The organism is Weissella viridescens (assembly GCF_014789145.1).
GTDB lineage: Bacteria > Bacillota > Bacilli > Lactobacillales > Lactobacillaceae > Weissella > Weissella viridescens.
In genome coordinates, this window is record NZ_CP061835.1 from 1197327 (window position 1) to 1212523 (window position 15197).

General features: G+C 39.3%; 13 protein-coding genes. 2 read left to right on the forward strand and 11 right to left on the reverse strand.

Going from position 1 to position 15197, the window contains the following annotated elements; translation table 11 throughout:
• Positions 1 to 22 precede the first annotated feature (22 nt).
• The 9 genes from IE337_RS05955 to IE337_RS05995 all read right to left on the reverse strand — a co-directional run bounded on the left by IE337_RS05955 (position 23) and on the right by IE337_RS05995 (position 11189).
• On the reverse strand, positions 23 to 1750 hold the full coding sequence (locus IE337_RS05955; protein ID WP_191136159.1) for a phospho-sugar mutase: 1728 nt from the start codon (positions 1748 to 1750) through the stop codon (positions 23 to 25).
• Positions 1751 to 1829: 79 nt separating this feature from the next.
• Positions 1830 to 3002 (reverse strand): UDP-galactopyranose mutase, encoded by a 1173-nt coding sequence (glf, locus tag IE337_RS05960; RefSeq protein ID WP_191136160.1) that lies wholly within the window; start codon positions 3000 to 3002, stop codon positions 1830 to 1832.
• A gap of 168 nt (positions 3003 to 3170) precedes the next feature.
• Entirely contained in the window at positions 3171 to 4472 is a 1302-nt protein-coding gene (purB, locus tag IE337_RS05965) for an adenylosuccinate lyase (protein WP_191136161.1), read from the reverse strand.
• Between the two features lie 150 nt (positions 4473 to 4622).
• Positions 4623 to 5537 carry a peptidylprolyl isomerase gene (locus IE337_RS05970; RefSeq protein ID WP_191136162.1) on the reverse strand — a complete coding sequence of 305 codons (915 nt, stop codon included), beginning with the start codon at positions 5535 to 5537 and terminating at the stop codon, positions 4623 to 4625.
• A gap of 68 nt (positions 5538 to 5605) precedes the next feature.
• A complete protein-coding gene (locus tag IE337_RS05975) occupies positions 5606 to 8068 on the reverse strand; it encodes a carbamoyl phosphate synthase preATP-grasp domain-containing protein (protein ID WP_191136163.1) in 2463 nt (820 codons plus the stop codon).
• 2 nt (positions 8069 to 8070) lie between these two features.
• Positions 8071 to 9147, reverse strand: a complete 1077-nt coding sequence (locus tag IE337_RS05980) for a carbamoyl phosphate synthase small subunit (protein ID WP_057744471.1) — start codon at positions 9145 to 9147, stop codon at positions 8071 to 8073.
• A 63-nt stretch (positions 9148 to 9210) separates the two neighbouring features.
• Positions 9211 to 9720, reverse strand: coding sequence for a bifunctional pyr operon transcriptional regulator/uracil phosphoribosyltransferase PyrR (gene pyrR, locus IE337_RS05985; protein ID WP_057744473.1), 510 nt, complete (start codon positions 9718 to 9720; stop codon positions 9211 to 9213).
• Between the two features lie 163 nt (positions 9721 to 9883).
• Positions 9884 to 10798 carry an RluA family pseudouridine synthase gene (locus IE337_RS05990; protein ID WP_191136164.1) on the reverse strand — a complete coding sequence of 305 codons (915 nt, stop codon included), beginning with the start codon at positions 10796 to 10798 and terminating at the stop codon, positions 9884 to 9886.
• The gene (locus tag IE337_RS05995) at positions 10773 to 11189 is read right to left on the reverse strand and encodes an EbsA family protein (RefSeq protein WP_191136165.1); all 417 of its coding nucleotides are present in this window, start codon (positions 11187 to 11189) and stop codon (positions 10773 to 10775) included. Before IE337_RS05995 ends, IE337_RS05990 begins: the two co-directional genes overlap by 26 nt.
• Positions 11190 to 11386: 197 nt before the next feature.
• On the opposite strand from IE337_RS05995, the gene IE337_RS06000 reads away from it, so the two are divergent.
• On the forward strand, positions 11387 to 11638 hold the full coding sequence (locus IE337_RS06000; protein ID WP_057744481.1) for a hypothetical protein: 252 nt from the start codon (positions 11387 to 11389) through the stop codon (positions 11636 to 11638).
• A 2-nt stretch (positions 11639 to 11640) separates the two neighbouring features.
• A complete protein-coding gene (locus IE337_RS06005; protein WP_243185582.1) occupies positions 11641 to 12030 on the forward strand; it encodes a reverse transcriptase-like protein in 390 nt (129 codons plus the stop codon).
• A 255-nt stretch (positions 12031 to 12285) separates the two neighbouring features.
• On the opposite strand, the gene IE337_RS06010 is transcribed toward IE337_RS06005, so the two are convergent.
• On the reverse strand, positions 12286 to 12939 hold the full coding sequence (locus IE337_RS06010; protein WP_191136166.1) for a putative bacteriocin export ABC transporter: 654 nt from the start codon (positions 12937 to 12939) through the stop codon (positions 12286 to 12288).
• Complete coding sequence (locus IE337_RS06015; RefSeq protein WP_191136167.1) at positions 12939 to 15050, reverse strand: hypothetical protein; 2112 nt, start codon at positions 15048 to 15050, stop codon at positions 12939 to 12941. The genes IE337_RS06010 and IE337_RS06015 overlap by 1 nt, the downstream gene beginning before the upstream one ends.
• Positions 15051 to 15197 lie beyond the last annotated feature (147 nt).

Sequence of the window (15197 nt, forward strand, 5' to 3'; positions counted from 1 at the left end):
ATGGCCACTTATATCAATAACATTATTCTGCAATTTTGTCCGCAATACTTTTTTGAATTGCTTCTAATTCAGCTTCAGCAGCTGCTTGCGTATTAGCCTTAGTCCCAACATAGAACTTAATCTTAGGTTCAGTTCCAGAAGGTCGTACAGCAACCCAGCTACCGTCTTCCAACCAATACTTCAAAACATTGGCCTTTGGCAAAGATAGTGGTTCTGCTACACCGGTAGCCATTGTGGTAACCGTTTGTTGATCAAAGTCTTCCGTTTTAACTACGGGCACACCACCAAACTCAGTTGGTGTTTGTGTTCTAAAGTCTTGCATAATGGCTGCCATCTTGTCCGCACCATCAATACCCGCGAAGGTCATTGATTTTGTCTCTTCATCAAAATAACCGTATTGTGCAAATAACTCTTGTAGACCATCATATAGCGTCATGTCTTGACTCTTGTAGAAAGCCGCAACTTCTGCAAGCATAACAGTGGCTTGAATTGAATCTTTGTCACGTGTAAATGACTTCATCAAATATCCGTACGACTCTTCAAATCCAAACAAGAATGAATGTTCATCTGTATCTTCAAAGTGTTGAATTTGTTCAGCAATGTACTTGAAGCCTGTTAACACACTAATTGTTGCCATATCATAATGGTCCGCAATTGCCGTAGCAAATTCAGATGATACAATCGACTTAACCACAGCCCCGTTTTCAGGCAATGTACCTGCATCCGCTTTAGCCGTCAAAATGTAATTTAGTAATACTGCGGCAATTTGGTTTCCTGACAACAATGTATAAGTGCCATCTGGTTGACGAACGGCTACACCCATTCGATCAGCATCTGGGTCCACAGCAATGGCAACATCAGCCCCATTTTCAGAAGCTGTTTCAATTGCCATCGCAAGGGCAGCATGATCTTCTGGATTTGGCAACGCAACCGTTGGGAAATCACCATCTGGTTCTTTTTGTGCAGCTACCATTGTGACATTTTTAAATCCTGCATTTTCAAGAGCTGGACCAGCAATTTTAGCTCCAGTCCCATGCAATGGCGTGTACACCAACTTCATATCTTGACCAATTTCATGGGTCAACGTTGGATTGATTGTTACAGTCTTAATGGCCTCAAGGTAGACATCATCAATGTCTTGACCAATTGTCACTAGTAGTCCCTTTTCACGCAAGGCTGACTCATCTGCAACAGGTACGGCAAACATGTCTGCTTGACGACTTGACTCTGTAATGATGTCTGATTCCTTAGGTGGCATTTGACCACCATCTTCACCATAAATCTTGTATCCATTATAGTCTTTTGGATTGTGTGAAGCTGTAATCATAATTCCAGCATAGGCTTTTAAATGGCGTACTGTGAACGAAAGCTCTGGGGTTGGACGCAATGCATCAAATAAATAAACTTTGATTTCGTGCGCACCAAGTACCTTCGCGGCTTCCAAAGCAAATTCAGCTGAGTGATGTCGCGAATCGTACGAAATAGCGACACCGCGCTCTTTAACCGTTACATCAAGGCTATCCATCAAGCGTGCTAACCCTTCAGTGGCTTGACGCACAGTGTAGATGTTCATGCGATTAATTCCAGCACCCATGATGCCACGCATTCCGGCAGTTCCAAAAGACAATGGTTGGTAAAAGGCATCTTCTGCCTGTGCATCGTCTTGTGCTAAGTTTTGCATGTCTGCTTGTAAGTCACTTGGCAAATCCGTTTGTTGTTGCCAAATTTCAAAATTATTTTTCCAGCTCATTATTTTGCTCCTAATTATCACCGATTACTTTACTAACGTTAAGTATAACACATCTGAGAATGCGCTTACATCATTCGTATTACCCCTTTTTTTCAGTGAAGACATAATCTGTAGGTAAATTAAATTCTTGTCGAACTAATGTTAACGCGGCATGGAATACTTGGTCCATATCATAATAACGATATTGTCCCAAACGTCCACCGAACACGACTTGATTTTGATGTTGACGCGCCAAAGCAGCATACTGCTTATAAATCGCCATATTGGTTTCATCATTGATAGGATAGTACGCTTCTTTATCGCGATCCCATGTTTGTGGATACTCACGTGTTACCACCGAGACACCTTCGTCTGAAGCACCGTCAAAGTGTTTCCACTCCATGACTCGTGTATACGGGGTCTTTGCATCAGTATAGTTAATCACCGCATTTCCTTGGTAATTATCTGTGTTTAGCACCTCTTTTTCAAACTTCAGTGACCGATAACCTAATTCACCGTATTGATAGTCAAAGAACTTATCAATCATCCCCGTATAAATAATGCGTGGGAATTCTGCGAGATAGGCATCACGATCATTAAAGAAATCAACGCCCGTTTGGACATCAATCAGCGGATTATCCAATAATTGATCAAATATTTGTGTATAGCCACCAATTGGAATACCTTGGTAACGATGATTGAAATAATTATTATTATAAATAAAACGAACTGGTAGACGCTTAATAATAAAGGCGGGCAAGTCGGTAGCTTTACGACCCCATTGTTTTTCCGTATACCCCTTTACCAATTTCTGATAGATATCAGTTCCAATCAATGAAATGGCTTGTTCTTCAAGATTGCGTGGTGCCCGATTGCCCAACTTTCCCAAAGCTGCTTCGCGTTGCTCAGCAATCTTAGCTTGCGCCTCCGCAGGGGTTTTAGTGCCCCACATTTCATAAAACGTATTCATATTAAACGGTAAGTTGTACATTTCACCTTCGTAATTTGCCATGACCTGATTTTGGAAACCATTAAATGTTGCAAATTGTTGCACATAGTCCCAAATTTCTTGATTATCCGTATGGAAAATGTGAGCACCATAATCATGTACTGTAACCCCATGTTCCACATGCGTGTACATATTACCACCGACATGTTCACGTTTCTCAATCACTAACACCCGCTTACCTAACTTTGCGGCTTCATGAGCAAAAATGGCACCGTATGGACCTGCACCCACTACCAAATAATCATATTTCTTTGTATTTAACACGGGGCTCTACCACCATTCTCTAGAATTTATTAAAAGATGTTTTTTCTCTAACTCCTATTTTACCATATTTCAATTTATCGCTTATGTGGAACCCGCTTTTTTTTGCCACAACATAACATTTAAATCGGACTAATAAAAAAGCACTAGTCGACGACTAGTGCTTTTTCTTTATTTATCGTTTAACCCTAGGCGGTCAAAGATATCATCAACATGCTTCAAGTGCCAGTGATAATCAAAGGCATCATCAATCTCTTGCTTTGAGAGTTGCGCATTAATGGTTGGATCCGCATCAACTAAATCACGGAATTGAATTTGTTCATCCCATGAGCGTGCCGTCAATGGTTGAACAGTATCGTAGGCTTCTTCACGTGACAAACCACTGTCAACCAACTTCAACAACAAGCGTTGTGAATAAATCAAACCATACGTACGTGTCATGTTTTGTTTCATCGTTTCAGGGAAGACTTGCAAGTTTTCCAAAATCCCCGTCAAACGATGAATCATATAATCAAGTGTTGCAGTTGCATCAGGTAGAATAATCCGTTCTGCACTTGAATGTGAGATATCACGTTCGTGCCATAAAGCAACATCTTCCATCGCTGTTACTGAATAGCCACGTAATACGCGTGACAATCCAACGACATTTTCTGAACCGATAGGGTTACGCTTGTGTGGCATCGCAGATGATCCCTTTTGACCACCCTTAAAGCCTTCTTCTACTTCATGAATTTCTGAACGTTGTAATCCACGAATTTCAGTCGCCAACTCTTCCAAAGTTGTTCCAATCACAGCGATGGTTGAGATATAGTCAGCATGCAAGTCACGCGGTAGAACTTGTGAGCCAATTGGTTGTGGGGTTAACCCAAGTTCCTTCATGGCATACTCTTCAACACGCGGTGGCACATTCGCAAAAGTTCCGACGGCTCCTGATAGCTTTCCAGTAGCCATTTCCTTTGACACACGTTCAAAACGCGCAATGTCACGAACAGCCGCTTGATAGAAACGTGCCAAAACCAAACCGAAAGTCGTTGGCTCAGCGTGAACGCCATGCGTACGTCCCATCATCACGGTATTCTTATATTTACGGGCCAACTTAGCCAATTCGTCACGATATTCAATCAAATCCTGCATAATGATTTCATTTGCTTCGCGAATTCGTAATGCTTGAGCGGTATCAACCACGTCGGTTGAAGTGAGACCATAGTGAATCCACTTACGTTCATCACCCAAAGATTCAGAAACATTACGCGTGAAGGCAACGACATCATGCTTCGTTTCCTTTTCAATTTCCGCAATACGTTCAGGATCAAAAGTCGCATTTTTACGAATTGCATCTAAATCAGCCTGGGGCACATGTCCTTCAGCGACCCAACCAGCAGTTACCGCAATTTCAACATCCAACCAAGTTTGGTATTGGTTTTCGGTTGACCAGACTTTTGCCATCTCAGGGCGTGTATAACGATCAAGCATAGATAAGTTAGCTCCTTTTTTTAAACACGAATTAAAAACTCTTCACTTAGTATTATACCGTATTTTCACGAACATAAGCAATACATAGTCTGATTACGTTTGAAAAAAGCGAACAAAAAAAGCCGCAAGGTGCGACTTTTCAGTAAATGTTTACTTTTTGTTTTCTTTTGCAGCTTGTGCAGCAGCTGCCTCAGTATACTTTGAAAGCACATTCTTCATGTCAGGGTCCTTGATATCGACATTTGCCTTACCAAGTTCCTTACCAACAATTGCATTAACTTCATCTTGGTCAGACATTACTTCATTAACCTTGATATTCTTTAAATCACCCTTCATCTTATCAAATGAAGGCTTCTTTTCTTGCGTATTGCGCTTAACAATGTAATAACCTGAGTTCGTTGAAGTTTGAACTGGCGTCTTCGTGTACTCACCATCCTTAAGCTTGAACGCTGCCTTTTTGACGTTAGGATCGACCTTTGTACTTGTTGAATCAAAATCATCCAACTTTCCACCGTTCTTCTTGCTTGTAGAATCCCCTGAATACTTCTTGGCTAGTTCAGTAAAGTCTTGCCCATCATTCAATTCTTTAACAATCTTTTCGGCATCACTCTTGCTACCCATCAAGATAACAGAAGCACTGGTCTTTGGTTGGTATTCCTTATAAATCTTCTTCAAACCAGCGTTTGAAAAGTTTGTGTGGGCCTTTACTGCTTGGCGTTCCAAAAGTTCCAACTTTACAGAATCACGATAAGTTTGAGGCGTCATTCCAGAAGCAGACAATTGTTGTTCGAATTGACTTCCCATTTGATCACGGGTTTCATTGTACTTCTTGGTAACATCCTTATTAGAAACTTCTTTACCGTACTTCTTGTCCAGTACTTGGTTCACAATCATATTGGCTAATGTTTGTTGACCAGTTGGTGTTTGCTTCAACTCTTTATAGTATTTAGATTGGGTGACGTTTCCATCATCACTTGTCGCAACACTCTTAGGTCCGGCTCCCCAGACAGCTAATCCGATTCCGGCAATAAGGACAACGCCTACGCCTAATACTTTTTTCCACATATGCATGGGCCTCTTTCTATTTTTTAAATATTATCTAGTGTAACATAAATTCCTAACTCAAGCTTAGCTTATTCAACCTCATACGTCACACCCATTGCAAATTGCCCATTATCCAATGGCACTTGAATGTTCATATGTTCTTTAAATTCAGCATCTTGATAATGGAGTACAGCGCGTTCGTACGGCCAATCAAATTCGGGCAACCGATCAAGTAAAGCTTCATCATCTGGCGTAGAAGTGTTTAGAATAAACCGGACGAGTATGCGTAGCCAATCCACATGCGAAATTTTATCCAAAAATGCCACATGTGTGAACGGCATTGGACGCATTTCTCCTTGCAACTTCATCCCCGGCGCTGGCATCTTTGGTACCACAAATTGATAAAGTCCGGGTTCAGCAAACGGCATCTCAGGTACGTCTAAATCACGTAGCACAACCTGCTCTGCTGTTTCAATATTGACTTGGCGATTCGTCTGATGACTAAGCACAATCGGATGTAATTCCGCCCCGTCAAAGAAATAATTAATTAAAATCTCTTCCTTTGGATCAGTCAACGTTGATTCTAAATACTTTTCACGCGCAATCACATCAACCTTTAACCCAGCTGCCTTAAGACTATTAATTAACTTAATCCGATTTCCTGGCACGACGATACGCGTTGGCTGTTCAACCTCCACTACGTTCATGATGTCCGAAATTTCAAGAGGTTCAAAGTATTGCTTGTCGCTTAGTTGCGGAATAAATGTCAAATCATGTGGGTTATTGTTCATCAACACAGTCTCATAGCCTTGGCGCTTATACTCATCGCTGACCATGGCCATCACGTATGAAGCAGCTGCTCCATCACCAAGGCGGAAAGCCCCTGTACCAATAATCAACACAGTATTTTGCCCTAAGCGTTCACTTTCATTCTCAGTTTCAAACGTTGAATAGAATTGTGAAACTGATTCTTGGAACTCACCTGCAGAGGGTTCAAACGCTTTATACGTTGGCAACACATTGTTATCCCAACGATAACGCCGCACACTATCGTAAACAGAAGACCATAATTTAGCAATCAACCCATCTGAAAGGCCATAGTACTTCGCCTTTTTCATAAGTTCAATATCCCAAGGATGTTCTTGCACGTCAATTTCCAACTGCATAATCTTTTGTAATTTATAGAAGAAAAAGGCATCAATGTGCGTTAATTCAGCTAATTCATCAACTGTATAGCCACGGCGAATGGCTTCTAATAGCAATAAAATACGGTTATCTTGTGGGTGAATCAGTTGCGCAATCACTTGACTATCCGTTAATTCACCCATCAAATCTGGTGAAAAACTCCGATTACTGAAGTGCGCCGCTCGCAAAGCCTTTTCCAAAGCTTCCTCTAAACTACGGCCCACTCCAATCGTGGCCCCAACAGACTTTTGAATCGTATCTAAACGACGATTCGTTTCGATACCACCCAGTTCGAGTTCACCAAATGTAAACACCGGAAACCGCATAACAACGTGATCCATCGTCGGTTCCAACATTGCAGTATGTTCGGCATAACTACTTGGAATATGTACCTTTTCCAACCGATCGCCCAGCATTAACCCCGTCATTACCGGAACCATTGGGTAACCGGTCGCTCCTTCAATCAATGAAACTTTTCGATCATAGTATGGCACTAATCGCGTCACAACATAAGAATCATCCTCCGGATTGACCGCAAAGCGGACTTGTAATAACCCTTTAATGTCAAAACCACGGGCAATCTTAAATGCTGTATGCCGCAAGGTCTGAACAACTGGATCTGCTAATGTCTGAATTGGCGTAATCGCAATCGAATCAGCGGAGTGAATCCCAACTGGATCCATATCTTCTATGCCACCTATTAACACATTCGTATCTCGGAAATCACGCATGACAATCAAGGCAATTTCCTTATATCCACGGATACTTTTATCTACATTAACTTGATGCGTCAAAGAACGTGCTAATGCATCTTCAGCGATTTGATCTAATTCCTCAGCATCTTCAGCCTGCATACGCAACGCTTGACCTTGTGGCGCAATCGAACGCACAACCACAGGGAATTCTAGCTCACGCGCTGCATCAAAAACTTCGCCCGGTGTACTAGCTAATCGCGTCTGCACCGCAGGCAAGTGCCATTGTTGAAGACGTTCTTGCAGATATTTGGTATTTTGCGTGGCCTTTAGGACTGGCGTTGATAGGCCATATACTTTTGGTCCCTGATCCCCTAGAATTTGTTGTACCTCAAAAGCTAACCGAATGGCAGTTGTTCCACCAACCGTTGGTACAATACCTGTAATGCCGTTGGCAATAATGACTTTAACCAAGTTTTCAGCATTTAAATCCAAAACCTCGACATGCACGTCCGTCCGACTTGCAGTGAAACTATCTGGATTATCATCAATTAAAAAGACTTCACAGCCTCGTTTCAATAACGCTGAGACCATTTGGTAACTTGCTGAATCAGATTCTGTCTCACGTCCGAACCCATTAGCAGAACCACCTATTAACAAAATCTTTTCTGCCATATCTATCCTCCTCGACGTACAGTCACCATGTCCATGAAATCATCAAATGGCTGCGTAGCTTCTACTGGCCCCGGTGCTGTATCCGGAAAGAATTGTACACTAAATGCAGGATAATTCCGATGACGAAGTCCTTGAATTGAACCGTCCGTTAAATCAACATGGGTCACGAATACATCGGTACCTTTAATCGTACTCTTCACAATTTGATACCCTTGGGCTTGTGTTGCATACATAATTTGATTGGTAATTTGTTCTCGAATCGGATGATTCATGCCATGGTGTTCAATGCGCATTGGTTCTACCTGAACCCCATTTGCTAAGGCGAACAATTCATGACCCAACCCAATCCCCAGCAACGGAACTTTTTGTTGCAAAGTTTGAATCAGCGTCAACATTTCGTCTGGGATATCGTGGGGATTTCCTGGACCGGATGACAATACAATCCCATCGGGGTCCAAATTGAGCACTTCTTCTAAAGTCGCGGTATATGGCAATACCGTCACATTGGCATCATAGTCATTTAACATACGCAAAATACCATTTTTTAAACCAAAATCAATCACAACAATATTTGCACCACGACCTGGATTTACATAAGCTCGCGGTGTGGATGTTTGTTGTACCTCTTGATTTGTTAACACAAGCGCCCTTAATTGATCAAACGCGTGATCATCGGGATAGTCCACAATTGATGCCTTTTGACTCCCTGTTTCACGTAAATGTCGTGTTAAGGCTCGGGTATCCACTTGTGAAATGCCAGGGACATTGTGTCGTAGCAAAAATTCGTGCAAACTCATTGATTGCAGCCGGTTCGTTGACACTTCCGCTACTTCACGTACAACAACCCCCTTAACCATTGGGCCAATTGCCTCATCTGCACGATGATTAATTCCCGCCGCCCCAATCGTTGGCATCGTGAACACGACAATTTGATTGTGATAAATTGGATTGGTCATAATCTCTTGGTATCCGGTCATTGCAGTGTGAAAAAAGATTTCACCAAATGTCGTTGCAGGGGCCCCAAAAGCTACCCCTTCATAAACGGAACCATCTTCTAATATTAAATATCGTTTTGCCATCACTTTACCTCGGACCTCCTCAGCTAAATGCTGTGAGTTTCCTTGTCAAATTCAACTCATTTATTATTCAATTTCAACAGAGTCACGCCCGTCGACTTCTTCAACGTTTACTTGAATCCGTTCCATTGCTGACGTTGGAATGTTCTTTCCGACAAAATCAGCTCGAATAGGGAGTTCACGATGTCCACGATCAACTAACACAGCTAAATTAACAACGGCAGGACGCCCATTATCCATCAAGGCATCTAAAGCTGCACGAATTGTCCGTCCTGTATAAAGAACATCATCGACTAAAATCACGCGTTTCCCATCAATATTAACGTCCAACGGTTGTTTAGCAATTGTTTCAGCTTGATCATCACGATATGACGAAATATCAAGTTCTCCAACTGGTATTTCAGCACTTTCTAACTGCTGTAAACGCTCAGCAATATGCTTTCCAATAAAGACGCCACGCGTTTTGATACCAACAATCACAAGATTATTGATTCCTTTATTCTTTTCAATAATTTCGTACGTAATTCGTGTCAATGCCCGTTGCATGGCCATTGCATCTACAATTTCTTTCGTCATAACGTTCATACTCCTAGTTGTATTAAAAAAGCGCTATCCACTTATAAATGTGAATAACGCTAGTTCATCAGGCTCTTTTGACATGTGCGTTATCCTCTTGCACCTCACTGGATGCTTTTAAGACGATACGCCCCTATCTTAACACAGATACGTCAATTTTTCATTATTTATCGTCTTCATGGTACGGGTCTAGCGTTGCTAACATATCAGTGAAGTAAGTAGGCAAAGGCGCTTCAAAAGTCATTTCTTCACCCGTTGTTGGTTGTGTAAGACCTAAAGTTGCTGCATGTAAGTATTGTCCATTACCTGGTAATGTTTTTGCTGGTCCATAAAGAGGGTCTCCGGCTACGGGGTGATTAATATAATCCATGTGCACACGAATTTGATGTGTTCGTCCAGTTTCCAAGGTAACTCGCAACAATGTGTAGCCAACGTAACGTTTAACAACTTCAAAATGGGTCACTGCGTCTCGTCCACCAGCAACGACACCCTGCTTCTTTCGATCCGTTTTCGATCGTCCCAGCGGCGCATTAATCGTTCCTTGATTTTCTTTAAATTCCCCGTGAACCAAGGCATAGTATTGACGCAGACTTTTCTTTTCTTTGAGTTGTTCCGTCAAAGCCTCATGCGCATTATCATTCTTGGCAACCATCAAAAGTCCAGAGGTATCTTTATCAATACGGTGAACAATTCCAGGTCGGATGACACCATTAATTGATGATAATTGCGTGTGATACATTAATGCGTTCACTAAAGTACCATTTGCATGACCCAAAGCAGGATGAACCACCATGCCCTGGGGCTTGTTTACAACTAATAGGTCATCATCTTCATACACGATATCTAGTGGGATATCTTCAGCTTCGGCCTTAAGTTCCACGGGTTCAGGTACATCAAACGTTATGACATCGCCTGGTTTAACTTTATAATTGGCCTTTTTGACAACATCATTTACTTTTAACGCACCATCATTGATAAACCCACCAATTTGGGTCCGAGTATATGCGTCAAAGGCATCCGCAACGACCTTATCGAGGCGCCCGGTTTCTTCATTAATCGTTAATTGCTCTTGTGTCATAATCTTCCTTTTGTGTGTTTGCTATCTTAGCTAATTTTGATTGTAGCGCGGCATGAATACTTGGCGATAGCCAATAGGCATACGATTCACCATCATAAACAAATAAAACCGTTCTTTTTGTAAATTGCACATATTGTAGTTTTTCTAACGGAATCCGATCTGAGTGAATGCCAAAAGCAGGCTTAAAACGGATACTGTCATCAGTTAATTCCACGCGTTGACGGCCGAAAATAAGCGCTACCAAGCCAAAGAATATCAGATAACTTGCTGCTGAAATTGTATTAAAAGTCGTAACTTCCAACCACATAATCGTTCCAAAGACTGGAATCATTAATAACCAGGTCCATAGCACGTATCCTGCCAATCCTGAAACTTGATAATAACCACGCATAATCTTCTCCTCAATCTCTATCTCGATAATAAGTATAACATGTAATCACTTGATTAATTGTTATAGCTGTTAGATTCGTTAATTCTCCTGCATTCAAGACTAATTGAAACATTCTTGTAATCATTCATCTCTATTTCTGCCATACTCATTCATTATACTGGTATAATAAATATACAATTAACGGGATGGGAAATGTTATGAAACTTGAAATAATTGGGATGGGAGTCACAATCTTGGGATGGATTGCGCTCCTAGTATGGCTTATCAACATTCTCTTTACACACCATGATCATATGAAACAATCCATTATCATGAAAGCTTTGGGTTGGCTTGGTGTTATTTTAATTTTAGTTGGTGGTGGCATTAACTACGCATACAATCAAACACAAGATATCACACCTGCAGCGACTCCAAAATCGAAAGTCACGACCAACGATACCAGCCATTAAAAATGATCTATCATATTTATTTTGACGCGGCCACTCGCGGACAAAACGGTCCCAGTGCCGCTGGCGCCATCATTATTGCCAACCATTCACAAACCCCGTTTAAAACCACTTTATCAACGATGTCGAATCACGCTGCTGAATTCGCCGCAGCCCGCTTCGCGCTCGCTTGTGTCGCTCCTTTAGCTAATCAAAACGATACCTTAATGCTCCATTCGGATTCAAAAATTGTCATCGATAGCTTAACCAAAGGCTATGCAAAACACTTTATGGCGGAGGTCACTGACATCAATCAGCAATTGGACCAATATCGTAATGTCATTTTAGAATGGCTTCCTGAAAAACAAAATCAAGGGGCCCATCAGCTTGCCAACCAAGCCCTTGCTACTATTTAAACAAAAACCGCTTAAATTCTACTTGAATTTAAGCGGTTTTCTTTAGAATTAGATGCTCCTCTGTACCCCATGACGTTTTGGCGCTAATCCTTGACTAATCATCATAAAGGCAAAAATAGAGTCAGTAAAGAAAGAAAATATAAACATTGATATTCCACTTCAGAGGGCTATTGTCACTGATGTTGCAGTAGGCTCCACAGGACACAAGACAAGACTATCTCTTAAAAAAAAATATGTTCGAATTAACGTATTATTTCATTTTATATATACACATTTGTCGCTTATACTTTCAAAATATCTATCATGTGACACGATCACTACTGTTTTACCTTTGTTTTTTAAATCAACCAATAATTCTGCGATTCGTTTCTTATTTTCTTCGTCCAAAGATCCTGTCGGCTCATCGGCTAAAATAACATCTGCATCTTTTAATATTGTCTTAGCAATCGCAATACGCTGTTGTTCGCCACCAGATAAATCATGTACTTTCATTTTCAGATAATTCACATCCAATCCAACATCTTGAAGTGCTTTAATTTGCTGATTTAATTTATCTTTTTTCCCAAGTTTCTTATAAACTAAACTAATATCTAAATTAGCTTTAACTGTCTTATCATCTATCAGACCGAAATTTTGAAATAAATAATCGAGTTTATTTCTTCTCCATCCAGTAGCTTCCCTGCTGTTAACATTTGGAATTTCTTTACCAAAGACTTTCACGACTCCGGAATCAGCGCTTTCCACTAATCCAATTATGTTTAAAAGTGTACTTTTCCCCGCCCCGCTCGGCCCAAATATAGTAGTCATCTCCCCTTTGGTAATCACTAAGTTTAATTTTTCTAAAACTTGATGTTTACCAAATTTTTTATTCAAATTTTCAACTGTTATATTGCCAATGTTTGAAAACATTACTTATTCTCCTTTAGCACTTTATGTTTAATTACAACAGCTGACACAAGAACACACAGCAATTCAAAACAAAATAGCATAAATAGCCCAACCAATGAAACACCATCAAAATCTTCTTTTGCCAATAACATTATTAATAAAATAACGTATTGCATAATAATCAATAACATTAATTTAGAAATTATGCGTAGATCACTGTATCCCGACATGTATTTATAATATATTTCCTTATCGTTGCTCCTGAAATAAAGCACAACTAAATAGACAGTTATCAATAATATAAAGACTATTGTGACCATTAGTGAAACAACCGTCTTTTTTATATTCCCAAGGCCATTTTTAAGATTATCCGTATCCAGATTATTTAATTTAACAATCTGTGCATAATTGTCCTCATAATTACTATCTTCTAGATCTTTAAAAATTGACTTATAAGTTTCTCTTTCACTAATATCAATAGGCATTTTTAATGCATCTCGGTTTTCTTGTCCATTCATAATATTTCTGCATACATATGAACTATTATTTGTCGTAGATACTACCATAGGCTGCATCTCTCTAACATCACCCATACTTAAGTCAAAATAGGTGCGATTTGCTGGTACAGATATTACTTTTAAAACCGGTTGCTTCCCTGTAATTTGTAACTCCGTATCTGAAATATACTTCTTTAAAGCAGTAAGTTCACTGTTCTTATTTTTAGGCATAAGTAATACTAAAGTTGATTCATCATCATTAACTTTAATCGTCCTGTTATCTACATCCTTAATTGGGAATCTTTTTAAATAATTCGGATTAACGATATTAAATTTTTGATAGTCATGATCTTTTCTATCGGTGTATACTTTATCAGCTTCAAAATCACCACCATCAAATAATAATGCCCCTCGGCGATTTAATTTTTCATACATCAAATCATCCAACTGTTCCAATGAAATTAATTTTCCAACTTCATTGTCATTGTCATAACCGACTACTTTTGGCCCTATTATCCCGTATTCTGAACCTATCTTTTTATTTTTATAACTAGTAAAAACTCTGGGTTGCGCCTCAGTTGATACAAGCTGAAAAATTGGAACAAGATTACTAAATACCATTATTAAGATAATCGCTTTAATAATATATACAATATAAAATGACCATGATAAATAATTTTTGTTTTTTAACTGACTATTTAAAGAAAGATAATTTAAGGAGAAGACGGCACCTAAAGCTGTTAAAATCAAAATAACTATAATAGAACCCAATACTATATACGCCATTAACTGTATATGCCAATGTTCAAATACTAGTAAATAAGTAATTACAAAACCTGTAATGATCAACATAAACAAAAAAACAGCTCTAAACAATTCTCGAGTCATCATTAAGTTAGATAACCCCTCCAACTTATAACTACCAATATATTTACTACTTAACAATACATACAACAAAACAAAAATTGAAAGTAATCCAAACAACGCAAATTGTAAATCAGTTAAATCAAGAAACTCAATTTGTAAATTGGCTTTTTGATAATCTTTACTTTTTTGAAATGACGAAAGCGTATAATTTTTATGAAATTCACGATTATATCTCAAAGCTAACGCCTCAATAAACTTATCATAATCGTCCTTACTGTCTGTCTCAATATAAAAATCACCTTGCCGTCCGTTATAAGAAATATCATTGTCAATCGGACTAATACCTGAAGAATATCCCTTTAGAGGCAAATCGTTAACATATTTAGAGCCTCCTTTTTTAGTAGGTTGTTGAAAAAGGATCCAAATATTGCTAGGTTTTACAGTATGCACTTGATAGTTCAACTCTGTCCTAGGAAGACCATAATTATAAAAACCAGCTTTATCAATTTGATACCCCGAAAGAAGTTGAACCTTCATATAATTAATATTAACTTCTTTACTAGCATCATTTAAAACAGACAAAACTTCTTTATATTTATCATCACTATCAATGAAATCAGGTATATTAATTACCTTAAATTTATCCTCAAAGTTATATTGCTGTTCGGCAGTCTGTACTAAATAAGCACTATTTGAATTATAAAAAAGAAGATATGAACCCAAAATAAAAACCAAGCCAATTATTATCAATAAACCTTTCCTAAGCATTTAAAATTACACCTCACAACGAAAATAATTAAACCGCATAAATATATTTTATATGTTTTAATTATTGCATGTCCATATGGCATATTTTAAATATCGAAAAAATGTGACATATTATAATATCAAGCGAAAAACAAATATGTATGGAAA

Coding starts and splice junctions, on each gene's coding strand:
- IE337_RS05975 (WP_191136163.1), bottom strand. CDS start 8,068: ATGGCAGAAAAGATTTTGTTAATAGGTGGTTCTGCTAATGGGTTCGGA.
- pyrR (WP_057744473.1), bottom strand. CDS start 9,720: ATGACGAAAGAAATTGTAGATGCAATGGCCATGCAACGGGCATTGACA.
- IE337_RS05955 (WP_191136159.1), bottom strand. CDS start 1,750: ATGAGCTGGAAAAATAATTTTGAAATTTGGCAACAACAAACGGATTTG.
- IE337_RS06015 (WP_191136167.1), bottom strand. CDS start 15,050: ATGCTTAGGAAAGGTTTATTGATAATAATTGGCTTGGTTTTTATTTTG.
- IE337_RS05995 (WP_191136165.1), bottom strand. CDS start 11,189: ATGCGTGGTTATTATCAAGTTTCAGGATTGGCAGGATACGTGCTATGG.
- IE337_RS05990 (WP_191136164.1), bottom strand. CDS start 10,798: ATGACACAAGAGCAATTAACGATTAATGAAGAAACCGGGCGCCTCGAT.
- IE337_RS05970 (WP_191136162.1), bottom strand. CDS start 5,537: ATGTGGAAAAAAGTATTAGGCGTAGGCGTTGTCCTTATTGCCGGAATC.
- IE337_RS06010 (WP_191136166.1), bottom strand. CDS start 12,939: ATGTTTTCAAACATTGGCAATATAACAGTTGAAAATTTGAATAAAAAA.
- IE337_RS06005 (WP_243185582.1), top strand. CDS start 11,641: ATGATCTATCATATTTATTTTGACGCGGCCACTCGCGGACAAAACGGT.
- IE337_RS05980 (WP_057744471.1), bottom strand. CDS start 9,147: ATGGCAAAACGATATTTAATATTAGAAGATGGTTCCGTTTATGAAGGG.
- IE337_RS06000 (WP_057744481.1), top strand. CDS start 11,387: ATGAAACTTGAAATAATTGGGATGGGAGTCACAATCTTGGGATGGATT.
- purB (WP_191136161.1), bottom strand. CDS start 4,472: ATGCTTGATCGTTATACACGCCCTGAGATGGCAAAAGTCTGGTCAACC.